Source organism: Hydrogenophaga sp. BPS33 (genome assembly GCF_009859475.1).
In the GTDB taxonomy this organism is placed as follows: Bacteria; Pseudomonadota; Gammaproteobacteria; order Burkholderiales; family Burkholderiaceae_C; genus Hydrogenophaga.
The window spans coordinates 2,102,749-2,127,293 of the sequence record NZ_CP044549.1; the positions used below are offsets into that span (position 1 = coordinate 2,102,749).

Here is a 24,545-nt window from a genome sequence, read left to right on the forward strand (position 1 = left end):
AGTTCATTCATCGCTTCCCAGGGAGAACACCCGTGAGCATCGAACGGATCGACCATCCTTTGCAAGGCGAGCGCGTGTTGGCGCTCGCGCCCGAAGACGCCTCGCAGGCCGCCACCGACTGGCTGCGCCGGCCCAACCTGTTCCCCGGCCGCGCGCTCACCGCCCCCACACTGCAAGGCCGCCAGCGCTGGCAGGCCGGGCGCATTGCGCAGCGCGGCCAGGCGCTCACCGCCGGGGTGGTGCGCGGTCTCGAAGTATTTGCCGTGCGCGAGGTAGCCGAGCAACCGGGCAACCTCGGTGAAGCCCGCCTGCTGATCGAGCCCGGCCAGGGCCTGGCGCTCAGCGGGGAAGACGTGATGCTCGCGCGCCGCGCCGAGTGCCGCCTGCTCGACCTGCCGGTGGTCGCGCCGCCAGCGTGGCTGGTGCCGCAGGAAGGCGAGGAGGGCGAGCAGGCCACCGACCTGGGCATCGTGCACCCGCGCGCCGTGCCCGAGCAGCTCACGCTGGCCGACCTGCGCGAGAGCGCGGGCGAGCGCCTGCCGCGCGTGGGCGTGCTGGTGCTGCAGCCGATCACCGTGGCGCGTTCCGAAGCCAACCCGAACGACCCCTGCGACCGTTGCCCTTGTGGCGAAGGCGAGGGTGGCGAAGCCAGTGTCGACAGCTTCGAAGACTGGCGCACGGCCGACGGCGCGCGTCTGCTCTGGTACCCCTGGCCGGTGGAGTGGCGCGCCTTGCCCGCCACCAGCTTGCGCCTGCGCAACGCGCTGGCCCACGTGGTGTTCGACGCCGAGGCCGCGCTGCCCCACGGCCAGGCCCTGCCGTGGGAGGACTGGGGCGTGCCGATCGCCCTCGTGGGGCTGGACGCCGACTTCCTCCCGCGCTGGGTCGACCGCGCCTCGGTCGTGCGCCAGGGTGGCCGCGCGCGCGAAGAACGTCTGCAACTGCTGCCCGGCGGTGGTGTGGGCCTCGCCGCCAACAGCCGCCTGCCCGCGCTGTGGCAGGCGCGCATCGAGCAGTTCGCGCAACAGATCGCCGACATGGGCGAGCCTTTGCCCGCACCCGAGGTGCTGGCCGATCCCTTTCTGCGCCTGCCGCCCTGCGGCCTCATGCCCACCAGCGCGCTCGACCTCTCCAAGGTGCTCGACCAGCCCACGCTCAGCAGCCCGTTCTTTCCGCCCGGCTTCGAACTCGACGCCGTGCCCGTGCCCATGGAACAGCTCGACCTCGCCATGCGCGAAGCCGCGCCGCTGGCCGCGTTCGACATGTCCGCGCCCGAGCGCCTGCGCCTGTTGGTGCCGGTCACGCAGTCCTCGTGGGAGCCGCGCCTCTTGCAGCGCGAAAACGTGGCCGCCGAATTCCAGCAGACGGTGGACGCCTTCGTGCTGCGCCGCGCGCGCGAACTCGGGGGCCGCCAGGGCCTGCGGCGCGAACAGGCGCTGTTGCACCGGGCGCTCACCGGGCGCGTGCTGGCCGTGCCCGATCCGGCCGACGACCCGCTCGCCCTCGAACCCGAGAGCCTCGTGCCCTGGGGACCACCGCCCGTGGGCGGTGGCCATGTGAGCGCCTTGCGCGCGGGTGCGCACCGCCATTTCTTCGACGGCGCCACACAAACCTTCACGCCCAGTGCGAGCGAGTTGCTCATCGCATGGGTCTGTCTCGATGCCGACCACCCGCCGCGTTGCTTGATGCTCGAATGGCGCGACGCCGCAGGCTGGGAACACCGCGCCTACTGGGGCGACGACCTGCTGCCCGCCGGGCGCCCCAACACCGGCGCACACCCGTTCAAGGTAGCGGCGCACTACCACGTGGGCCCGCTGCCCGAGGCCGGCCGCTGGCAGCGCCTGGAGCTGGCCGCCAGCCTGGTCGGTCTGGCGGGCCGCGCACTCAACGGCATAGCCTTCAACCTGTTCGACGGCCGCGCGGCCTTCGGTGTGTGCGGGGCGCGCAGCGGCGCGGTGGAACGCGCCTGGTTCGGCCACGCCTTGCCGGGCGGCGCGCGCACCGATGGCGACGAACCGTGGGAACTGCTCAGCCACAACGACCTGTGGGCACCATTCGAGCTCAACGACGGCATCGTGCCCACCGTCACCACCAGCGTGCCAGCGGGTGGCGGCCACGTGGAGCCGGCCACGGCCGGCGTGCACCAGCACTACCTGGAGGGCGCGAGCGCCACGCTGGGCGCCATCACCGCGAGCGACAACCTCTTCGTGTGGGTGTACCTCGACGCGAACGACCCGCCGCGCGAACTCATGATCCAGTGGAAGCTGGGCGCCGATTGGAACGCACAGGGCCGGCGCGCCTATTGGGGCGAGAACCTGATCGGCTGGGGGGTGGACGGCACCCCCTCGCGCCTGCGCCAGGGCGGCCTGCCCGCGCTGGGCCGCTGGCAGCGGCTGGAAGTGCCCGCCAGCGCCATCAACGCCGTGGGCCAGACCGTCAACGGCATCGCCTTCTCCCTGTTCGACGGCTGCGCCGCCTTCGGCGCCTGCGGCAAGATCCCGCAGCCCGTGCCGGGCCAGGTGGGCGAGCGCGCGGAAACCGTGTGGTTCGCCGGTGCGCCACCGGCCGGCGCGGTGCAGGCCCCGCCGTTCCAGTGGATCGGCGCGCTCGACATGATCGAGCCCACGCCCGCAGCGCGCGTGGGCCAGTCCAGCGCCGTGGCCAGCCTGTTCGACGATCCGGCGCTCGCGCCGCTGTCCGAACGCGAGCGCGCGCAATTGCCGCTGCGCGGCCTCGAAGGCTTCATGGCCTACCTGCGCGCGCGCGCCGACCGCGCCGACGACATCACCGACTTCGGCTTCACCCACATGCAGGTGGACATGCACCGCGTGCGCCAGATGATGATGAGCACGGCCGACGCGAGCCGCCTGGCGATCTCGCCGGCGCTGGCCGCCATTGCCAAGTCCGACAGCGCGATCACCGTGCAGGCGCAGATCAAGGAGTACATCGGCTCCGTGAAAGCGGTGCGCGCGCTGGCCGCCCCCGCACCGCCACCCCCCGCGCCCGCACCCGCGCCGCGTGCGCTGGCGATGAACTTCGGCACCGTGGCCATGGTGAGCAACCTGCAGCAGGTCCAGAAGACCAGCCAGATGGTGCTGCTGCAACCGCCGCGCGCGCCCATCAACATCGTCTACGCCAACCCGGTGGTGGGCCTGGCCGAGGTGCGCACCGCGGCCATCGCCGACCGGCTCAAGCAGCCACCCTCGACCGAGGCGCGCGACTACGCCTTGTCCAACCGGCATCGCACGGTCATGTCGCTGCTCGAACTGCTGCAGGCCTTCACCGACGAAGACAACGGCGAAGCGCCTGCGATGCTGAAGAACTTCCCCATCAGCGGTTTGAAGGGCGATCCCTTCGTGCCCGGCGCCACCGATCTCGTGCGCCCGCTGGACTGGTTCCTGGGCAACGGCGAGCGCCAGGCCATGCTGCTCAAGCCGCCGCCCACGGCCGACGCGGACGAAGCCGTGCTGTTCACGCAGACCGTGGCGCTGTCGGACAACACCATCGCCATCCTGCGCCAGCTCGAAGGCCGACTCACGCTCTACCGCACCGCGCTCACGCGCTGTGAGCAGGCGCTGGATCTGATGCAGGGCCAATTGCAGGTCACGGCGCAGCGCCTGCGCGCGGCCGACGAGCGCCTGGCCGAAGCCCGGCACGACGTGGGCGTGGCGCGCGCCTTGCTCGACGAGGAGACCGCGCGCGTGCTGGCCGTCAACCAGCGCCGCGCGCGCGTGCTGGTCGAAGAGGTGCAATACCTGGCCTTCGTGCGCCCGCGCGAAACCGCCAACGGCACGGGCGCGCCGCAGCGCGTGCTCGACCCCGGCCTGATGGAAGCGCCGGTGCCCGCGTGCCTGCGCGAGCACAACGACGTGCCCGACGAGCTCGACGAAATGCTCAAGGTGCTGCGCGAAGCGCCCGCGTCCACCTTCGTCGGCGCGCCGGCCATCCTGCAGAAGATCGACCGGCCCGAACTGCTGTTGCGCACGCTCAAGAGCGCGCAACTGCGCAGCACCGTGATCACCCAGCGCGCGCTGCCGGTGGCCAGCGCGGGCACCGGCAAACTCGGCGTTCACATTGGGCAAATGCTGGTGCGCCAGACACAGGCCGTGAGCGTGCGTGCCGAAGCGGTGCAGCGCATCGACCTGCAGCGCCTGTCCAGCGCCACCTGGCAGGGCGTGCAGCGCGAGACGCAGGAGGTGATCTCGCTGGGCGACATCATCGATGGCGACCACGGCAAGGGCGAGGTCGCGCGCCGCGCGAGCGAACTGTTCGAGCGCATCGCGGGCGTGTGCGCCTGCCTGCACGCCGAGTTCTCCGGCGTGCTGCCCTCGATCCGGCTCGACTGGGCCGAAGAGCTGTCGCAGTTCGACGACGCGCCCAACCTGCGCAACCTCGGCACCTTGCCGCGCTGGAGCGAGATCGGCTACGTGGACCGCAAGCAGATGCAGGCCTACACCGACTTCCTGTTCGCGCAGGTGCCGGCCGACAACAGCAACGCGGTCGCGCTCATCAATGACGTCGTGCGCATGGCCCTGTTGCTGGCCAGCCATGCGCCTGTGGGCCGCATCGTCGCCGGCCGCCTGCCGCGCCCGGTGACGGCCGTGCGCGTGGGCAGCCGCATTCCGCTCACCGCGCTGGACAACAGCCGCCTGCGCGTGGGCATGCAGGCCATGATCTACAAGGCCGACAAGCTCATGGCGCGCGCCACGGTGGAAGACGTGGGGCAGGGCGAAGTCTCGGCCCGCCTGGTGCACACCAGCAGCGTGCAGATCGACCTGGACACCGACGTGCGCGTGCACTTCGACCAGGCCCAGGTGCTCAGTGCCTCGCCGCTGCGCGGGCTGAAGTTGTTTAAATGATCGCTGCCCGGCCGCTCCGAAAGCGCTCGGCCCCGCAGCGCATCGCGCGAAGGGAATTCGAATGACCATCACCGACCGCACCGTGCACCACCTGCGCCTGCGCGCACCGAACGCGCACGCCGCGCGCCAGGCCGTGCACCGCCTGGAAGACGCGCTGCGCTGCGCCAGCCTGCCCGATGCGAGGGAACGTCTGCTGCTGGTGCGCCATTTGCAGCTCGGGCCCTTGCCTGCGGGACTGTCGCCGCAAAGCCTGAGCCTGTTGATCGAACAGCGCGTGGCTGCCGTGGGCGCCGAGTGGGTGCATGGCGACGACGAGCGCGCCGCGCGCAGCAACACGGTGTTCTTCGACAGCCGGCTGCAGGCCGCGCAGCGCGCGCTGCTGCGGCGCGCGCAAGGCCTGTCGTTGAACGCCTGGCACTGGCCGCTGGCCTTGCCCGGCGTGGCACCCGATGCCGCGCCGGCCGCGTGGATTCAGCAAACCATGGGCATGCTGGCCGCTGAGCCGGCCGCTCCCTTGCTGTTGCGCGAGTGGGTCGCCGACGCCACCCGCCAAGGTGCCGCGCCCTGGCTGCTGCGCCACATGGACCGTGCCAGCGCGCAGCAATTGCTGGTGTGGGTGGAAGCCCCGCGCACCGCACCGATGCCCATGGCACGCGGCGCGCAGCCCCTGGTGCCGCACGCGCCGCACGTGCTGCGCGATCCTCTGGGGCAGGTGCATGCCGTGCCGCGCGCCGCGCCACCCGCTATCGACTGGTTGCCCGCCGTGTTGCGCAGCGCCCGTTGGAGCGTTGCCGCGCCTGCCGACCGGCCCCGGCCCGCACCGGTGGCTGCCCCCCCGGCACGCGAGGCGGGCGGTGCTGTGCCGCGTGCGCGGACCCGCCCGGGCGAGGTGCCACCGTGGTTGCCCGGCGAGGTGGTGCTGCCCTTGCGCGCCGCGCCGCGCGAAGGCACTTCGCCGGTGGACGGCGCCACCACGCCCACTACCGCGCCCGTGCGCGCCCGGCCCAGCGTGCCGGACACGTCGCACGCGGCATGGGACGAAGGCGCGGTGACCCGCGCAGGGGGGCTGCTGTTCCTGTTGCCCGTGCTGGAGCGGCTGGGCTTTGCCCCCTGGCAGAAGGCGCAACCCGAACGGCCCATGGGCGCGGCCATCCTCGGCGAGGCCTTGCGGCGCTTGCGCGCGCCCCAGGCAGATCCGGCCTGGGCCTTGGTGGCCAGCCTGCCGCACGCGCCGGGCCGCAGCGTTGCCGAATGGGCACTGCTGCCCGAACGCTGCCTGGCGTATGTCGGCGCTGCCCACGCGTTCGCGGGCGAACACATGGTTCAACACATGGCCGCGCACTGGCTGCTCGCGGCGCGGCGTTACCTGCACCGTGAGTGCCGCATCGGCCTGGCGCATCTGTGCCTGCGGCCCGCCCGCCTGCGCTGGAGCGCCACCCATCTCGACGTGTGCTTCGCCCTCGGCGACGCCGACGCGGGCGTGCGCCGCTGGGGCCTGGACATCGACCCCGGCTGGCTGCCCTGGCTGGAACGCGTGGTCGCTTTCGAATACCGCCAGGGCCTGCCCCGTGCCACAGGAGAAGGCCGTTGAACGCCGCCGTCCCGCCGCTGCTCTCGCCGCCCCTGTCCACAGGCCTGTTCGGCTGGCTCGCGCCCGACGCGCTGGCGTCCGACGCGCCCGCCGAAGCGCAGTGGCTGGCCGCCCAGGCCCACGAGCGGCCGCTGGCCTGCACCGAACTGACCGACACCCTGGCCTTGTGGCACCGCGCCCCACCGGCGCAGGACCAGCCGCTGCACCAGCTGTGCCAGGCCCTGGCACTGAACGACAGCGAATGCATGGCACTGGCCTTGTGCCTGGCGGCCGACGCCGACGTGGTCGCCAGCCGCGCGCTGGCCTGGCTGCAGGCGCCACTGCGCGACGCCTTTCCCACGCCGGGCCTGATCGCCTGCCTCGACGCCCTGCGCGGCCTGTCGGCAGCGCTTTCCCTGAGCGCCTTGCTCGACGGCCCCGCCCTGGCCTGTGGGCTGTTGCAGTGGGAAGGCGGCACCCGCGCCTTGCCCGATGCGCGCTTGCGCCTGCCCACGCCGCTGGTGCTCGCGCTCACCGGCGGCCAGGGCCGCTTTCCCGGTGTGCAGTTGGACGCCGGGGATGGCGCGCCCCTCGCCCCCTCGGTGCTCGCGCAGGCAGCGCACCAGGCGCAGCAGCTGGCCCCGGGCGAGGCCCTGGTGGTGCGCTGCGGCCACCCGCGCGAGGCACGCGCCGCGTGCGCGGCGATTGCGCGCGCGCGCGGCTTGCGCGCCGCGTTCATCGACGGCGAAGCGCCGCCCGGTCTGCTGCCGTGGCTGTTGTTGCAACGCGCGCTACCGGTGTGGGTGGCGGAACTCTCGCCCGGCGAACGGCGGCGCGTGCCCGTGTTGCACGGCGCGCAGGTGTCGCAGCAGTTGCCGCAGCTCGTGGCCAGCGGGCCGGAAGGCAGCTGGACCTGGGACGGGCAGACCGTGCCGGTGTGGACCGTGCCCGTGCCGCCGGCCGACGAACGCGCGGCCCTGTGGCGCGATGCCGGTCTGTCGCCCGAGGCCGCTGGCCGCCTGGCGCGGCACCACCGCCACGCCAGCGCGCGCATCGCCGAACTCGCGCACGCGGCGCACCACCTGTGCCGGGGCGAGCCCACCGAGCAAGTCGGTGCGCCCCATGTGGCCCGCGCGGCGCGCTCGGCCGGGCAGGATGCGTTGGGCTCGCTGGCGCGCCTGATGCCCGACGATGTGCCCGACAACGCCCTGGTCTTGCCGCCGGCCTTGCGCCACGATCTCGGCGCGCTGGTCGAACGCTGCCGCCACCGCGACGGCCTGGTCGACGGCCTCGGCCCGGCGGCGCGCGCGCGTTACCAGCCGGGCGTGCGCGCCTTGCTGGTGGGCGCATCGGGCACCGGCAAGACCCTGGCCTGCGGCTGGCTCGCCACGCAACTGGGCCTGCCGCTGTACCGGGTGGACATCGCCAGCGTGAGCAGCAAATACATCGGCGAGACCGAGAAGAACCTGGGCGAGTTGTTCGCGCGCGCCGAGCACGCCGAAGTCGTGCTGCTGTTCGACGAGGCCGACGCGCTGTTCGCGCGGCGCACCGACGTGAAGGACGCCAACGACCGCTTCGCCAACCAGCAGACCAACTACCTGCTGCAACGCATCGAAGCCTTCGAAGGCGTGGCGCTGCTCACCAGCAACAGCCGCGCGCGTTTCGACAGCGCCTTCACGCGCCGCCTCGACGCGATCATCGACTTCCCGTTGCCCGGTCCCGACGAACGCCGCGCGCTCTGGACCGCCCACCTGGGCGATGCGCACGCACTGAGCGCGGCCGAGCTCAACCGCCTGGCCGTGGGCTGCGAGTTCGCGGGCGGCCATGTGCGCAACGTGGTGCTGGCCGCGCGCGCCTTGTCCACCGCCGCACCGATCGCCTGGGCGTCGCTCGAACCCGCGCTCGACGCCGAGTACCGCAAGCTCGGCAAGCGCCTGCCTGCCGCGCTGCTCGGCCAGCGCTGAGCAATGGGCCGAGCCGCCGCCGCCACGCTGACCACCGGGGTGGAGCGGCCCCGTGGCGCCCGCCCCGCGCGGCGCAGTGGCCGTATGGACCCGCTCGCGGGTGGCGTGCTCGACGCGACGCTGGACGAACGCCTCGACGAGGCCGAGGCCCGCCGGGACGAACGGCTGGACCTGCGGCGTGAGGCCGCGCCTGAACGCGGCGCGCACGACGGCCTGCCGCGCTACCTGGGTGCCAGCGTGCCCGCTCGCGTGGCGGGCGCATCGGCCACGCCGGCCTTGCCCGAGGTGGCCGCGCCCACCGCCGACGCCGTGCCCCACGAGCCCGAGGCGCTGGAGATGCGGGAAGACGGCGCGGAGCATGCGGAAGTGGCGGATGGTGGTGAGGGAGAAGGCGAGGGCGAAGGCGAAGGTGGTGGGATGGCCGTTGGCCGAGGCGATGCCCGCGCCGCGCCCCGGGCGCTGGCCGCGGGTGTGGAGGGCGAAGTGCTCGAAGCCGTGCCGCAGGCGTTGCAGGCCGTGGTCGAAGAACCGCTGCTGGCGCCGCCGCTCGTGCGCGAACCGCTGGGTTCCCCCTGGGCCGTCGAGGCGCCCGAGCTGTCCGCCTTGCGGCCACCGGCACCACAAGAACAAGCCGAAGACCCGGCGCAGGACAAGTCAAAGGACAAGGCACAAGGCACACCCCAGGACGATCCGGCCCAGCGCGTGATGGACGCGCGCGAACGCCGCGAGCGCGACGAACAGGCCACCAGCGCCGCGCAGCAGGCCTGGCACGCGCTCTCGCGCGAGGTGCAGGGCGAGCAGGACGGTTTCGTGCGCCACGCCGATGGCTTGTCTCAGACCCTGGCGCAGCAATGGGAGAGCGACTCGGCCGGCATCCTGCAGGCGCATACGCAGGACCGCGACGCGATCGACCAGGCCAGCACCCTGGCTGTGGCCACGCTGGAGGCCAACGGTGCGACGGCGGTGCACGCATTCGACCAGGCCTCGCGCCGCACGCGCGCCGCCATCCGCGCGGCAGGGCGCAGCGCCTATGGGCTCATCAACGCCGGCAGCGCCAACTCGGCCTCGCAGATCGTCTCGGTCGTCTCCAGCCTGGTGGCTGGCCACGTGCAGGCGTTCAACGACACCATCCACGACGCGCAGGCCGAACTCGACACGGCGATGACCGGCCTCAACGAATGGCGCGACCAGCGGGCCACGCACCATTCGACCGAAACCGGACCCTTCCTGGAGCGGGCCAAGAACGAGAAGCGCCAGTTGCGCATTCCGCGCTGGGTCGAGCCCGCAGCGCGCCAATTGCAGCAGCGCTTCGACGACAAGAAGCAGGCCTGGGAGCAGTCGCGCGACAACACCTCGTGCAGCCTGACCTGCAGCTACACCGGCGCGCTCGAAGCCGAGAACACGCGCATGGCGGCGCAAAGCCGCTGCCAGGTGGGCAAGGCCCTGGCCAGCGCGCTCGACACCTTGCAGGAACAGACCCGGGCCGGGCGCAAAGCGCTGCGCGAGATCACGCGCCAGCAGGTGCTGCAGGTGCAGCACCAGGCAGAGGCCACGCGCAGCCGCCTGCACAGCCAGGCGCGTGGCGCCCTGGCCATGCAACACCGCGAGACCCAGGGCGCGGCCAGCGGCGTGGCGGCGGCGGCCCGCTCGGCCTTGCCCACCTACGCGCGCCAGGCCATGGGCTTTGGCCAGTCGCTGCGCGACAGCGCGCAACGCGGCGAGCCCACGCTGCGGCGCACCGCCGAGCGCGGCGCCACACCCTTGCGCGAAACGGCGTTGCGCCACAGCAGCCAGCTGCAGGAACGCCTGCAGGCCAACCAGCAACGCCACGGTGAGAGCAGCACCGGCTTGCGCACCGAGCGCGAGGCGCTGCGCCAGGACACGCTGTCCCAATGGCAGGGCTTTCTGGACCAACAGCAGGTCGCCGCGAGCGAACAGCTCGCGCAGGGCGCGGCCAGCTTCACCGACGCCTTCGCGCAGCTCGCCGGCACCGTGCGCTCGGCCGCCACCGAATGGGCGCAACCGCTGCCGGTGCGCATGGCGCAGTTCATCGCCGGCAAGCGCGGCGAAGCCGCGACCGCGTTGGACCAGTTGCGCACCGGTGCCGAAGCCCCCACGCCCACCGGCACCGCGCCGCCCCCCGCGCCTGCGGGCGATTGCCCGCAAGCCGAGGCCGAGGCTGGCGCGCCGGCCGCCGACTGCGGCGGCTGCGCGACCACGGGTGGTGGTGGCGGCGGGGGAGCGGCCACCGGCACGGGTGCCACGGCCGAGTCCGCCGGCGGCCTGGACCAGCAGCGCGACGACGAGATCGCGCACTACCAGAGCCACCTGCCGGGCAATGATTTCTTCAGCGAGCAGCTCACGCAAGCCGGCGTGGACGTGGAGCAGGCGCTCGAAGGCCGGGCCAACCGCGTGGTGGGCGGCTTCAGCGGGGCCTTCATGGGCAGCGTGGACGAAACCGCCGTGGTCGCCGCGCTGCGCGGCATGACGCGCAACCAGGGCCGCGCGCTCGACATGACGGTTTACCCCGGCCGTCACAACGGCCGCTGGCTCGACGACGACCTGCGCGAGCAGCTCGATGCCGACAGCGACGACTACCGCGCCGCCAGCGCCTACCTCAACGGCGACAACGCGGCCGGCGCGGCGATCGAGCTGGCCGATTCCACTGGCATCTTCAACGACGACGAGGCGCGCATCGAAGCCGTGATGCGTGCGCTCTCGCCCGAGGAGCTCAGCGCGCTCGGCCGCGACCACGCCGGCACCCTGGGCGACGTGCGCGACGCGCTGGACAGCACCGACCTGCGCGTGTTCGACGCCCTGGCCGCCGGTGACCACGCGCTGGCCGACGCCGAGCGCCTGCGCACCGCGGTCACCGAAGCGCGGCGCGACGGCGACGCGGACGCCACGCACCGCGCCATCGAGCAATACACCGGCGCACCGGCGCCGGGCGACTGGCGCGCCGAACAGGAGATGAGCGCCGACGACCGCCGCACCGCCACGGTTGACGCGCTCGGCGGCCTGCTCGAAGCCGAGGACGTGGCGCGCGGCGTCACGTCCGATGCCGAGATCAGCCGCACCGACCGCGCGGTGGCCTTCGTCACGCGCGACGTCGAGGTCTACGTGGGCGGCGGGCCGGACGGCGGTGGGCAGACCGTCACCCTGAGCATCACCGGTGCCAACCGCGACCTGGCCGAAGCCTTGCTGCGCCATGCCGAGGACAGCGTGGAAGTGCGTGCCGCGCGGCTGGGCGTGGAGATCCAGCGCCGGGGCGATCCGCCCGATGCCGTCAACATCGACCGCGCCACGTTCGACCCGCGCTTCGTCGGCGACCTGGCCAACGCCACCCCCGAGCAGCGCGCGGCCCACCGCACCGCCGCGGCCGAGCGCGCGCGCGTGCTCATGCTGGCCGCCGAGCGTTATGCCGAAGGCGAAGCCACGCCCGAAGACCACGTGCCCGCCAGCGACGCCGCCAACCCCGACGCCGCGCTGGAAGAAGACCGCGTGGTGCGCGCGCGGGAGCGCCTGATCGGCTCGCTCGAAGCGCGCTTCGGCGCCAACACCACCGGCGCCGATCTCGCCGCCGGCCTGCTCACCGACACGCGCCCCACGCCCGAGACCGCCGCGCTCGCCATGGAGCACGCCATGGAAGGCGCGGGCACCAACGAAGCGCTGATGTTCCGCTTCACCGAGCGCATGGACCGCGACGAAATCGCCGCCATGCGCGACGCGTACCGGGCCAACACCGGCCGCTCGCTCGACGCCGACATGGGCGTCTATGGCGACGGCGAGTTCTTCTCCGAACTCTCGGGCGACGACCGCCTGCGCATGGAACGCGCGCTGCTCGGCCAGCCGCGCAACGACCGCGAGCGCCTCGAAGTGGCGGCCTTCGCGCTCGAACAGCAGCGGCGCGAAGCGAGCGACTTCGGCGCGTGGCTGGCCGATGGCACGCTGGCCGATGAAGCCATGAGCGCCACCGAGAACGAGTTGCAACTGCTCGCGGGCGGTCCGTTCACCGTGGGTGCGCGCGGTGAGATCGAAGACGAGCTCGGCAACTTCGACGGGGAGGGCCGCTACACCGGCCCCGACGTCGAACATTTCCGCGCCACCGCCGGCGTGGCGGTGGACATTGCGCAGACCTACGCTTCGCGCATCGACGCCTTTGCCGACATTGCCACCACCGGCATCGCCATCCTGGGGGCGATCGCGGCGGCGGCCATCAGCGTGGTCACCATGGGCGCTGCCGCGCCGCTGATTGCGGCGGCCATCGTCACCGGGCTGGCGTCCATGTCGGCCAGCTACGCCATCAAGGGCGGGCGCTATGGCTGGGAGCAGGCGGCGGTGGATTTGGGCATGACGGCGGTACAGGCCATCACCGCCGGTGTGGGCGCGCAGCTGGGTGCCGCCGCGCAAGTGGCGAGCAAGGGCGCAGCTGCTGCGGGTGCCGCCAGCCGCACCATCACCAGCCTGGCGCGCATGTTCACCGGCAATCCGGTGGTCGACCAGATCATCGTCGGCATGGTTTCGGGCTCCATCAGCGGCCTGGGCACCGCCGCGCTGGACGAACGCACCTGGGAACACGGCGGGGACGACGCGGTCGGCTGGCTGTTCGCGGGCCTGGCGCGCGGCGCGTTGGTGGGCGGCGCGACGGCGGCGGCCACCCAATCCATCGAAGCGCTCGCGCGCAACGGCGCATCCATCGCGCGCCAGGCCGAAGCCATTGCCGAACGCGGCGGCCTGCTGAACCGCGCGGCCGGCGGGGCCCTGGGCATGGTCGGCCGCACCGCCGACAGCGCCAACCGCGCGCTCAACGTGGCCACCGGTGGCGGCGCCATGGGCAGCCTGGGCGCGATGGGGCGGCGCGGCCTCACGCGCGGTCTGGTGCAGGCCGCAGGCGGCGTGGCCGGGCGCGGCACCGAGCTCGCGTTCGACAGCGCTACCGGCCGCTTCAAGGGCGACATGGGCGACGCCTTGTTGCAGATGGGGCAGGCCGGTCTGCAAAGCTTTGCACAGGGCATCGGCGAAGGCGGCGCGGAAGCATTTGGCCAGAGCGTGCACAACGGCCGCCTGCTCGCCGCGGCCGAGCGCATCAACGAGGCGCGCCGCGAGATGGGCATGGCGGACCCGATTCCCGGCGACGCGCTCACACCCGGTTCGCCCTTGCGCGACGCGGCCGAAGACCTGCTGTTCATGCAGATGCACGGCCGCTTCGGAAGCGACGGCCTGGGCCGCGCGCTCAGCCTGGAGCACATCGCGCAGCACGGCGGCATGGCCGCCACCGTGGTCACGCGCTTCCCCGATGCCATCGTCGAAGACGGCATGCGCGCGGCCTTGCTGCGCCACGTGGACCCGGCGCTGCACGGCGACTTCGCCGACGTGCCCATCCGCGTGCTGCCCGAAGCCGAGTTCCGCGCCGCCACGCGCAGCGCGTTGGGCGATGCGGTCACGCTGATCGAGAACGGCCAGCCGGTGGTGCTGGTGCGCGAAGGCACGAGCGTGGCGCGCCTGTCCGACGAAGGCCCGCACCTGGTGCAGTCGCGCGACGCCGCCACGCGCGAACGCGTGGCAAGGCTGGACGAAGCCACGCTCGCGCGCTGGGACGAACTCGATCTGGACACGCAGATCGATCTCTACCGCGACAAGGTGGATTTGGAAATCGACGCGCACGAGCGCATCCGCGATTCGCTGGTGCGCGAGATGGCCGACGCCGTGCGGCGCGGCGATGCCGAGCGCGTGGCCCGCCTGGCCGAGGAGATGGCGTTCAACGACGGCACGCTGGGCAACCTGCGCCAACGCGCCGACGACGTGCAAGGCCTGGGCGCAGGGCGGCGCGAGGCCCTGCGCAGCGGCCGCGAAGCCCGGCCCGACTACCTGGACCAGCCCGCGCGCCTGTTCAGCAAGCGCCGCCGCGCGGCCGATGCCAACGAGGTGCGCGAGGACACCGTGGCCGAGATCGAGCGCCAGCTGCCGCCGCGCACCGAGGCCGAGGTCGGCAGCGACGACGCCCCATACACCTTGCCCGACAGCCCGCCCGAGCCCGAAGCCGGCACGCGGCGCGTCTTCGACCGCACCGACGAAGAAGCCAACGCCGGCATGCAGCGCATGCAGCGCGGCAACGACTTCAACAACGAACGCGAGCACGCCTACCCGCACAGCGAAGTGCGCCTGGAACGCCCGCCCGGCTGGAGCGGCCACCCGCGCGCCGACGCCATCGTGGTGGGCCGCGAGATCGTCGAACGCAAATTCAGCCAGCTCTCGGAATTGAGCGCGGACGCAGCCATCGACTACATCAACCAGCTGGTCGAGATCTACCACCCCGGCGCGCGCATTGCGAACGTCGACAGCACCGCCGCCGTGCGCGCCGAAGACAGCGCCAGCGGCGGCACGGGGACCCTGCGCGGCCAGATGGTGCTGGAAGTGCCCGAGCAACACGCGCCCGTGCCGCGCCGCGTGCTCGAACACGCCGAACGCGTGGGCGTGTTCATCCGCGACCCGGAAGGGCGCGTGTACAGCACCACCCATCCCGATGGCGATGACGGCGTGTTGCGCGCGTCCTCGCGCGACCCCGACGCCCACGCCGCCGAGATGCAGGCCGAGCTGATGCGCCACGTGCCACCCGCGCAGCGCGGCGACTTTGCGGACGTGCCCATCGTGGTTATGCGCGACGCGGAGTTCCGCCGCTTCACCGACAGCGAGCGCGGCGAGGTGGTGCTGATCCACCGCGACGGCCAACCCGTGGTGGTGGTGCGCGAAGGGGTGCCCATCAGCCGCCTGTCCGACGAAGGCCCGCACCTGCTGCAACTGCGCGACCCCGCCACCGCCGCGCGCGCCGCCCGGCTCGACGAAGCCACGCTCTCGCGCTGGCACGAACTGGACCTGGACACGCAGATCGAGCTGTTCCGCACCAAAGTCGAACTGGAGATCGACGCGCACGAGCGCATCGACGCTTCGCTGCGCGCGCGCACGCCGCCCGATGCCGCCGAACTCGCGCGCAACGCGCAGACCCTGCACAACCTGCGCCAGTTGCAGGACCAGGTGACAGGTCTTGGTCCGGCCCAGCGCGATGCGATCCGTGCCGACGGCCGCCTGCGCCCGCCGTACCTCGACCAACCCGCGCGGCTGTTCTCCAAGTCCGCCGCACGCCCCGTGCGCACCGTGTTCGAGCCCTTCGTGGGGCCGGGCTTGAAGAGCCCGGCCGAACTCGCCGAGCGCTACCCCGGCGCCGAAGTGATCGCGGGCGAGGCCAGCCACCGGCCCGATGCCGCCGCCGTCAGCGAATTCGAGGCCCAGGGCGGGCGCTTCGTGCCCGACCGTTTTGGCGAATCCCTGCCGGACAACTCGGTGGACCGCTTGCACGTTCGCTTTCCGTTGCCGCACGAAAAGGCGCTGGAGATGCGCATCAACACCGAAGGGCGGCCGTTCGCGGACGTGATGGCCGAGATCCGGCAGCGCCAGGCCGACATCGAAAGCGTGACCAACCTTGCGCCGCACGCGCTGCGTGTCTTGCGCGAAGGCGGTGAGATCGAGGTCGTGTTCGACGAAAACTCCATCCACGCCGAACTGGCCGCCGCGCAACAGCTCACCTGGACCGACGAACGCGGCCTGCGTTGGCGGCTGGAACCCACGGGCCCGGCTGGCGAGGTGGTGCGCGCCGACAGCGCGCCGCATTCCGGTTTCGGCGTGCCCGTGCGCGACATGGCCAACGCCATGACCTTGCGCAAGGTGCGCGTGCCGCTCACGCCCGAGGAACAGGCGCGCATGGCCGAGACCCGCGCGCAGCGCAAGCGCGACGAACGCGCCGCGCGCGACGCCGCCTACCACGCGCGCGAAACCCGCCGCGCCGAAGAAGAGCGCGTGGCCACGCAGCGCGCCCAGGCGTTGCGCGAGCGCGAAGCCACCATCGACCAGGAAACCGCCCGCCGCCTGAGCGACCTGCGCGAGGGCAGCACCACGGTCGACGAAGACCTGCGCCAGCGCCTGCTGCCCGTGGCGGCATCGACCCGTCTGGGCGTCGACCAACTGATCGAAGTCATCCAGCGCATCGATGCCACCCTGGGCATCAGCGGGCGGCGCATCGACGCGCAGGAAATCATCGACAGCCTGCGCAACCGCGTGCGCGAAGGACGGGCGCCGCGTTATGGCGAACTCGATGGCCTGGTAGACGAGCTGGCCGTGTCGCTCAACGCGCAGGCCATCGCGCACATGCGCGAGCACCTGCGCGCCCAGCGGCCCGATGCGGTGCTCGCGGTCGAACGCGGTGGCGCGCTGCTGGCCGACGTGCTCGCGCGCGACGCGCCCGACTTTCCGGAGACCGTCACCGTGGCCAAGGCCGGCCCGCCCGGACGCGAGCGGCGCACGCCGCTGCTGGAAGCCGAGATCCGCCGGCGCATCGAGCAGCAGGGCCAGTCGCACTTCGCCATCGTCGACTTCTACATGGGCGGCGTGTTCGCGGGCGAACTGCGCGCCATGGTCGCGGCGATTGCGCGCGACCACCCGCAGGTGGTCGTGGAAGTGGTGTGGATGCGCGAGACCCACGGCTTCGAGCGCATCGTGTTGCGGCCCACGGTGCAGGAGCTGCAAGAGGGCGTCATGCTCACCGGCCGCCTGGTCTGGCGCAACGGCCGCCTGGTGATCGAAGACCCGTCGCCCATGGTCACGCTGCCGCCCCTGCAGGGCACCGACCCGGCGCTGCCGCAACTGCGCGCCACCGACGTGCCGGTGGACATCGTGCTCGGCGACGACATGCCCGGCGTGCTCGACCGCGCCTCCACCGCACCCATCCGCGTGTTCGACCGCGAAGGCCGGGTGGTGCGCGTGATCCCCGTGGGCACACCCGACCCCGTGACCGGCGAACCCCTGCGCTTCACCCGTGACATCATGGTGCGCCTCATGCAGGGACACTTCCAGGGACACGACCAAGGACACGAACCATGACCCCTTCCGCCGAACCGGTGCGCGTGCTGCCCCCGGCGCACGGCTTCGACGCCTTGTGCGACACCTTGACCCGCGCCGGTTGGCGCCTGGTGTCGCAAAGCAGCGCCCCCATCCTGCCCGGCGAGCCCGAGCAGGCCAGCTTCGAGCGCCAGGGCCGCGCGCTGTTCTACACCTTCAACCCGGTGTGCCGGCTGCGCCTGCTCGACACCGCGCGCGCCGGCGCCTGGGACGCCGACGCTACGCCCCGTGTGGACCTTGCCACCGTGGGCCGATGGCTGGCCGATGCCGACGAACGCACGGCCTTGCGAGGCATCCTCGCCGCCCAGGCCTTGCACGCCGTGGCCCTGGCGCCGCAGGTCCAGGCGCTGCAATCGCACCCGCGCGCGGCCCTGGCCCAGGCCGCGCAGCGCGCGCTGGTGGTTCTGCGCGGTGGCCACGAGCCCGATCCGCGTGAAACCGCCCTGGCCGCGGCCGACGTGCTGCGCCGCCAGCTGGAACCGCTGCTGCTGTCGCTCGCGCACGACGGTACCGGTGCCATCGCCGCGTCGCTGCAACCGCGCGAGGGCGACTTCGCGCTGGCCTTCAAGCCCGAATGGGTGGACGCCGCGCGCGAGGCCTACGCCGCCGCATGGCCACAGCCCGCGCGCGCGCAGCGCGCCAGCTCGCGGGCGCAGGTGCGCGTGCACGTCGCGCCGGCCGGCATGCTCGCGCACGCCAATGAGCTTTCGCGCCATTTCCCCTCGGGCTACCGCGGCATCTGCGCCGCACTGCAGGCGCAGCGTGTCTGGGCCGCGTGGAAGACCGTCGAGCCCGGCGCGGACGCGGGCATGGCCTACGACGGCATGGTCTGGCTCGACGACCACTGGGCCTGGTTTCCCAAGCCGTACCGGGTGCTCGGTGCGCTGATGAAGACCAGGAGCGTCTGAAGGGCTGCGATCGGACCCCGGTGCGCGTCGGTGCGAGAATGTCCCGCTCAACCGCACAGCCCATGTCATCCAAGAAAATCACCAGCGTCCAGCTGGCGCTCACCGCCGATCTGCAGCAATGGCGCGATTTCCTGGCCATCGCCGAATGCGGCAGCCTCACGCGCGCCGCGCTCTTCCTCGACGTCAACCAGTCGCTCCTGAGCCGCCACCTGAACGCCCTGGAACGCGCCTGCGGCGCGCGCCTGTTCAACCGCACCGGCCGCGGCGTCGAGCCCTCCGACATGGGCCAGCGCCTGTTGCCGCACGTGCGCGCCCTGCTGGCCAGTGCCGAACAGCTGGAACAGGAAATCAGTGGCGAGTCGCCCGTGCCCACCGGGCGTGTGGTGCTCGGCTCCCTGCCTTCGATCACCAACTCGTTCGCTGGCCGGCTCTACAAGCAGATCCGTTCGCGCTACCCCGGCATCCACCTCAAGATCCTCGAAGGCTCCAGCGGCCAGGTGGAGGAGTGGCTGGCCGATGGCCGCGTGGACGTCGCCATCCTCTACCGCTACGGCCGTTCGCTGGCCGAGCACGAGCAGGCCCTGTGCACCGTGCAGAGCTACCTCGTGGGCCGCCGGGGTGACCGCTTCACCAAGGACCCCGAGATATCCTTCACCTCGCTCGATGGCTTGCCCTTCATCCTGCCCAGTGCGCCCAATGGCCTGCGCACCGCGCTCGATGCCTTGGCACGCCAGCACCGCATCACGCTCGAACCGGTGATCGAGGCCGACTCCCTGCCGCTCATGCGTTCGGTGGTGGCCGAAGAGGGCCTGTACACCGTGCTGCCGCTGCACGCCGTGTGGAGCGAGGTGCAAGAGGGCAAGCTGCAGGCCTCGCGCATCGTCTCGCCGGGCTTGCAGCGCATTGTCTCGATGTCGCTGGCGCGCACCAAAGGACCGTCCAAAGCCATTTCGGCCGTCACGGCGCTGATTGAACAGGCCGTGGCCGATGAAGCCCAGCGAGGCCTTTGGCAGGTCGGCGGACCGGACTGAGAAAACACGACCAAATGCAAAGCTGCCATGCCGCTGGCGTGGTGGCCCTGGGTGGGGTGGGGCCGTAAGCTTGGGGGCAGCTTCCCTGCCCGAACACGAGACAAACCCCATGCCCCGACTTTCCTTTCCGACCCCCGACACCATGTCGCCCGAACAACTGGCCGTTCACAACAAGGTGGTGTCTGGCCCACGCGGCGAAATCAAGGGCCCTTTGCGCGCTGCCCTGCACAACGCCGAGCTGGCCGACCGCTGGCAGGCCCTGGGCGCGCTGCTGCGCTACCAGACCACGCTCACGCCGCGCCAGTCCGAACTTGCCATCCTGATCACCGGCCGGCACTGCCGCTCGCCCTTCGAGTGGTTCGCGCATGTGCCGGAGGCCGAGAAGGCCGGCCTGCCCACACCGGTGATCGAAGCCCTGCTGGCGCAGCGCCGCCCCGAAGGGCTGGACGTCACCGAAGCCGCCATCTACCAATTCGCGCTCGAACTCAACCAGACCCATTCGGTGAGCAACGCCACGCACGCGGCGGCGGTGGCCGCGCTGGGCGAACGCGGCGCCGTCGAGCTCACCGCGCTGGTGGGCTACTACACCCTGGTCGCCATGACGCTCAACGCGCACGAAATCCCGCTGCCCCCCGGCGTCGAGCCCGCCTTCCCGCGTCCGCAGGACGAGCCGGCGTGAGCGCCGCCATTCTCACCAGCGACATGGCGTATTGGGACTGCCACGCCCACCTCTTCGGCCCCTACGCCCACTACCCGCTCGCCGCAGAGCGCACCTACACCCCTGCGGAGGCACTGGAACAGCAGTACGCCGATCTGCTGGAGCGCCTGGGGCTCGCGCACGGTGTGCTGGTGCATCCCAGCGCGTACGGCGTGGATTACCGGCTGGTGCTGGCCGCCTTGTCGGCGCGCCCGCAGTGGCGCGGCGTGCTGGTGGCGCAGACCCACACGCCGCTGAACCTCAAGGCCTTGCGTGCACAGGGTGTGCGTGCGCTGCGCTACAGCCACCGCGGTGGTGCCGCGGCCAACTTCGCCGGCAGTGCGTCGCTGGACGATCTCATCGCCATGGCGCCCGCCCTGGCCGACGCCGGCCTGCACGCCGAACTCTGGACCGACCGGCAGGTGCTGCCCGCCATCGCCGACACGCTGCGCGGCTTGCCGGTACCGGTGGTGCTCGACCATATGGCGGGCTTCGACGTCCATGCCAGCACCGAGGAGCCGGGCTTCGTCGGGTTGGAACGCTTGCTCGGCGAAGGGCATGTGTGGGTCAAGCTGTGCGCCTACCGCAACCTGCTCGCGCTGCCACCACCGCAGTGGCCCGAGACGGGCCAGCCGTTCCACCGGGCCTTGCTCCGCGCCAACCCCGAGCAGCTCGTGTGGGGCAGCGACTGGCCGCACCTCAACGTCAAGCCCGCGCCCGACGCGGCCGACCTGCTGGCCTTGTTCAAGGGCTGGGCGGGAGAGAAGGCGGTGGTGGACAAGATCCTCGGCGAGAACCCGGCGAAGCTGTACGGCTGAAAGGACACCGCGGGAACGCAATCCGCATGCGAGCCACTTACGGCATACCTGCCAGAAGAAGGATCGCCAGTGCGCAACGTTCTCAACACCCTGTTCCATCGCCAGGCGCGCACGGCGGTATTCGTCCATCTGGATCGGCATACCGGGCAGCCTGAAGCCACTTCGCCCCGAGCAGCGCTCAGACGCATCGGACGCACGGTGGTGCAACAGATCAGGTCGCGCATCGCCCAGATAGTGACGGCGGGTGGCAGCCGCACCCACAAGTCGGAGCGGGCGGTGCAGCGGCAGGAAAAGGCTGTCTGGCATGCGGTCGATCAGCACCTGGACGCGATCCTCCAGGACGTTCGGTCGAAGCGCCCAGCAACGGCGCAAAGAGCGTGCGAGGAGGTTATCCGTGCGTTGCACACCATTCCTTCGAAGACGTCGGTACAACCCGATCCACTCGCCCTGCGGTGCGGTGAATGCCTGCTCCAAAAATTGCGAGATGCCACGCACGCCGAGCTTGTCGCCATGCGCGACGTGCTGGCCGAGCATGTCAAGGGCGATTCGCATCCCGTCATGAAGCTGCTCAAGCTGGCGGTGTCGTCCGAGTTGCTGCGCCACAAGCTGGCGTCGTTGAACTTGGCAGAGGAGGGGCCGTGGGCGCTTCCTCCCATGGACATCGACCTCATGAGCCACCAGCAGCGTCTCGATGTCAAGGCGCTGCGAGATCTCGCCTCTGCGCTCATCTTGAGGGCACCCAACCTCGACAACCGCTTCGAGCAAACCGCGCTCCCGGGAATCGGCTACACGCAGGCCGCGCTGAAAGACGTAGCGGCATTCGGTGAAAAAGCCGTCGCGAAAAGCATGTGACAGAGCGCCTGCATCGCGTTCTGCGGAACCCGATGTTCGAACGTGCCACTGATGCCTTACATGGGCGTCCGGCACGTCTGTCACCAAGGGGGTGACCACGCAGCCGCCCTTCAACAGCGCGTCGCCGCGAAAGGATCATTTCCTATGCCTATCACCAACGAACCCGTGCCGTCCCTTGTTAGCAAGTTTTTCAAAACCGATAAGAAGAGCAAGGCGACAGGGAAGAACGAGAAGACGGGCGTGTCGAATTCCTCCAAGCCGAATCCTCCTCGGACGGAAAAGGAGAAGAAAGAAAAGCCAACGCAGAAGTTGGAGACGCACAGGATCAAAGTGAGTGAGCCCGGCAAACAGAAGCGGGCCGAAGCGCTGGCCGATGCGCAACTCCGGGAAGTTCTACGGGCACTGCTTCAAGGCAAACCCGGTGACGCGCGGTCGACCATGGAAGGCATATCGAAGTCTCTGCAAAAGACCGCGAAAAATTCGCCCGACCCCGATGCGGTTGTCCGCGACTTCTGCCGCAAATCCTTGACGCCCGACCTCGCCGTTCTGCCGAATGACGCGATCACGGACATGGCACACCACGCGGCCAAGCTCTTGGCAAAAAACCCGAACGATCCGGTGTTCGCCCAGGTGAATTTCTCGATCAAGTCGGAGCTGCTCGCGCGTGCGGTGCGCGCTCTGGTCGGGCAGGGCATCGACCCTGCACGCGGCGACACGGATGGCTTGAGCAGCTTGCATGAGACCCAACTCCAGACCTTGCGGGATATGGCCCGCGAAGTCGCTGGAATGGCAAAAGGCGTGGCGTCCTGGAGAGACGAGCTGGCGGCCAAGCAGCTCCCATGGGACGGTCTGCAGCACCTGCGCAAGTGGGCGGACCAGGCCTGCACGAACCTCCAGGCGCAAAGGCAGAAGGCGCTGGTCCTTGTGGCGACGGGCACCTTGACGACCATCTCCAATCTATCCCCCGCGGCGTTGACGCAGTGGGTGCATGCGATCGACGTTCTGGCCTGCTCCAACCCTCATAACCCCGGCGATCGCGCAGAAAAATACCTTCTATCGAACGGCTTCAAGGTCTTGAAACAGGAAATTGCCGACGCGGAACAGGCCATCGTCGACGGGTTGAATCTCGGTGATCTGAAGACGTTCGATGCCGAAGCTCTGCCTGACCAACGCCTGGCCGATTTGCACGGTGCCATGGCCAGATTGGCGCATGTGCCCAGGTCGATCCAGCAAGCGTGCAACGAAACCCATATCGCCATGGCTCGCAGAAGCTTGCAGCGCCTCGACGTCAAGACATCGAGTGTGGCGGATGTGGAGGCTCTGATCGCTTTCGTGGTCGCCTTGCTCCCGGGCGCGAAGTCGCAAAAGGACATTTCCGACCTGAAGACGATCAGCCACGGCCTGATGAAGCTGGCGGTCGCAAAGTCCGCATTGGCAATCGATGCCTATGCCGCGGCCGAAGCCGAGGTGGGCAAGTCGGCAGCCAGCGTGGCCATGGCAGTCAACCGAGCGGCTGCGGCCGATACCGCAGTAGGTGATACCAAACGGAAGACGAAAGCGCGAACCAAGGCCGACGACGATACCGCAGAAGCGGCGAGCGCCCTGCAAGCCGCCAAGGCGGAAGCGCAACGCGTCGCCAAACGGGAGTCTGCCGCCAAGCAGGCGGCGGCCCATGCCAAGAAGGTGGCCACGCAAGCCGTACAGGTGGCGGACCGTGTGACCGCGGCATGGGCCAAAGCCCATCCCCAAGTCCAGACCACGCAAACCCTCTGAACAAAAACACCGTGCCAAAGGAATCACCATGAGCAGCGTGCGCGACGTCCAAACCCGGTTGTCCAAGCCTTCCCAGCCGGTGGGCGATGACCACGACAACAAGCGTGAGTCTTCACGAAAAACCGAAAAACATCCCAGCGGCCAGGGCGATGTGGTGAAGCGGCTTGTGGCGCGTGCTGTCCAGATGGCGAAGTCTGAGCCCACTCGCAACAAGAAGACCGGGCTCGACAAAGACCGTGAAGCACACCAGAAAACCAATGGGCATCTGGAAGAGGCCATCAAGGCAATGCCCAAAAGCCCCAAAGACGTCTATCGGGAAATGCGTGAGATTGCGACGACGCTGAAAGCGGTCGCAAAAAGGCATCCGAGCAAAACAAACAATGCCGAAGCGCAGTTGTTGAAGGCGTTCAAGGACGTCCATCTGGCAGAAGCCCTGCCGAAATTGGGTAAGGCCGAGCTCACGGCCTTGAAGCAAGGGTTGAGCGATCTGACGGCTCCCGGGTCTAAGGTAGTGGACCTTTTGCTCAGCGAGTTCGCGACATCGGTGGATGCCGCCCTCTCGGCTCTTGAGACGGCGACGTTGGCGAACCCGAGCACGGTCGTCGCGAAGGCGCCTCAAAAGGCCGAGGCGCCTGAGGTCCCGGCAACCCAGCTGCTCTTGGACGTACGGGATCAAGACGATCGATCCAAGGCCATGCAGCCGAGTACGGCGAAGGGCATCGCAGATGTACCAATGGCCGATGTGGAGAAGCAGCCGAATGTGATGAACAAGAGCCTTCTGGCGGCGCGGAAAGTCCCTCAAAAATTGCTTCGAGTGCCCCAACCGCCTCAGGTCAAGCAGGCCAGTACGCTCCCCGAATCGCTGGAAAAAGTGGGGCAACAAGGGGCCAAAGGGGCGAGCACGGGGCGTGGCATCGGAGATATTTCTCAGGCCGATGTGGTGAAACAACCACCGAAGCAGATGCGACCGCAGCCAGTTCCTCAGAGCACCCGAAGGTTGGCGCAGGTTGGCGATACGCGGGCGTCCACGTTGAAAGCCTTGATGCAAACGGAGCGCGCCAGTGTTTCATCGCTGGACCTCAAGGATCCCAAGGCGTCGGACGACGGTGTGATCTGAACCGCAT

11 protein-coding genes are annotated in these 24,545 nt (G+C 70.5%); all 11 read left to right on the top strand.

Features of this window, described 5'->3' with window-relative positions:
- The first annotated feature begins 32 nt into the window (after nucleotides 1–32).
- The 11 genes from F9K07_RS09870 to F9K07_RS09920 all read left to right on the top strand — a co-directional run bounded on the left by F9K07_RS09870 (nucleotide 33) and on the right by F9K07_RS09920 (nucleotide 24,538).
- Nucleotides 33–4,859: a hypothetical protein gene (locus F9K07_RS09870; protein ID WP_159592171.1), complete on the top strand. Its 4,827-nt coding sequence runs from the start codon at nucleotides 33–35 to the stop codon at nucleotides 4,857–4,859.
- A 61-nt stretch (nucleotides 4,860–4,920) separates the two neighbouring features.
- Nucleotides 4,921–6,450, top strand: a complete 1,530-nt coding sequence (locus F9K07_RS09875; protein WP_159592174.1) for a hypothetical protein — start codon at nucleotides 4,921–4,923, stop codon at nucleotides 6,448–6,450.
- Nucleotides 6,447–8,393 (top strand): ATP-binding protein, encoded by a 1,947-nt coding sequence (locus F9K07_RS09880; protein ID WP_159592177.1) that lies wholly within the window; start codon nucleotides 6,447–6,449, stop codon nucleotides 8,391–8,393. The genes F9K07_RS09875 and F9K07_RS09880 overlap by 4 nt, the downstream gene beginning before the upstream one ends.
- Before the next feature lie 3 nt (nucleotides 8,394–8,396).
- Nucleotides 8,397–17,324: a hypothetical protein gene (locus F9K07_RS09885; RefSeq protein ID WP_159592180.1), complete on the top strand. Its 8,928-nt coding sequence runs from the start codon at nucleotides 8,397–8,399 to the stop codon at nucleotides 17,322–17,324.
- Nucleotides 17,321–18,250 carry a hypothetical protein gene (locus tag F9K07_RS09890; protein WP_159592183.1) on the top strand — a complete coding sequence of 310 codons (930 nt, stop codon included), beginning with the start codon at nucleotides 17,321–17,323 and terminating at the stop codon, nucleotides 18,248–18,250. Before F9K07_RS09885 ends, F9K07_RS09890 begins: the two co-directional genes overlap by 4 nt.
- A 62-nt stretch (nucleotides 18,251–18,312) precedes the next feature.
- Nucleotides 18,313–19,281, top strand: coding sequence for a LysR family transcriptional regulator (locus F9K07_RS09895; RefSeq protein ID WP_159592186.1), 969 nt, complete (start codon nucleotides 18,313–18,315; stop codon nucleotides 19,279–19,281).
- A gap of 109 nt (nucleotides 19,282–19,390) precedes the next feature.
- Nucleotides 19,391–19,960, top strand: coding sequence for a carboxymuconolactone decarboxylase family protein (locus F9K07_RS09900; RefSeq protein WP_159592189.1), 570 nt, complete (start codon nucleotides 19,391–19,393; stop codon nucleotides 19,958–19,960).
- Complete coding sequence (locus tag F9K07_RS09905) at nucleotides 19,957–20,796, top strand: amidohydrolase family protein (RefSeq protein ID WP_236581866.1); 840 nt, start codon at nucleotides 19,957–19,959, stop codon at nucleotides 20,794–20,796. Before F9K07_RS09900 ends, F9K07_RS09905 begins: the two co-directional genes overlap by 4 nt.
- Nucleotides 20,797–20,865: 69 nt before the next feature.
- Complete coding sequence (locus F9K07_RS09910) at nucleotides 20,866–21,648, top strand: hypothetical protein (RefSeq protein WP_159592192.1); 783 nt, start codon at nucleotides 20,866–20,868, stop codon at nucleotides 21,646–21,648.
- A gap of 144 nt (nucleotides 21,649–21,792) precedes the next feature.
- Entirely contained in the window at nucleotides 21,793–23,421 is a 1,629-nt protein-coding gene (locus tag F9K07_RS09915; protein WP_159592194.1) for a hypothetical protein, read from the top strand.
- Nucleotides 23,422–23,449: 28 nt separating this feature from the next.
- Nucleotides 23,450–24,538 carry a hypothetical protein gene (locus F9K07_RS09920; protein ID WP_159592197.1) on the top strand — a complete coding sequence of 363 codons (1,089 nt, stop codon included), beginning with the start codon at nucleotides 23,450–23,452 and terminating at the stop codon, nucleotides 24,536–24,538.
- Nucleotides 24,539–24,545: the final 7 nt, after the last annotated feature.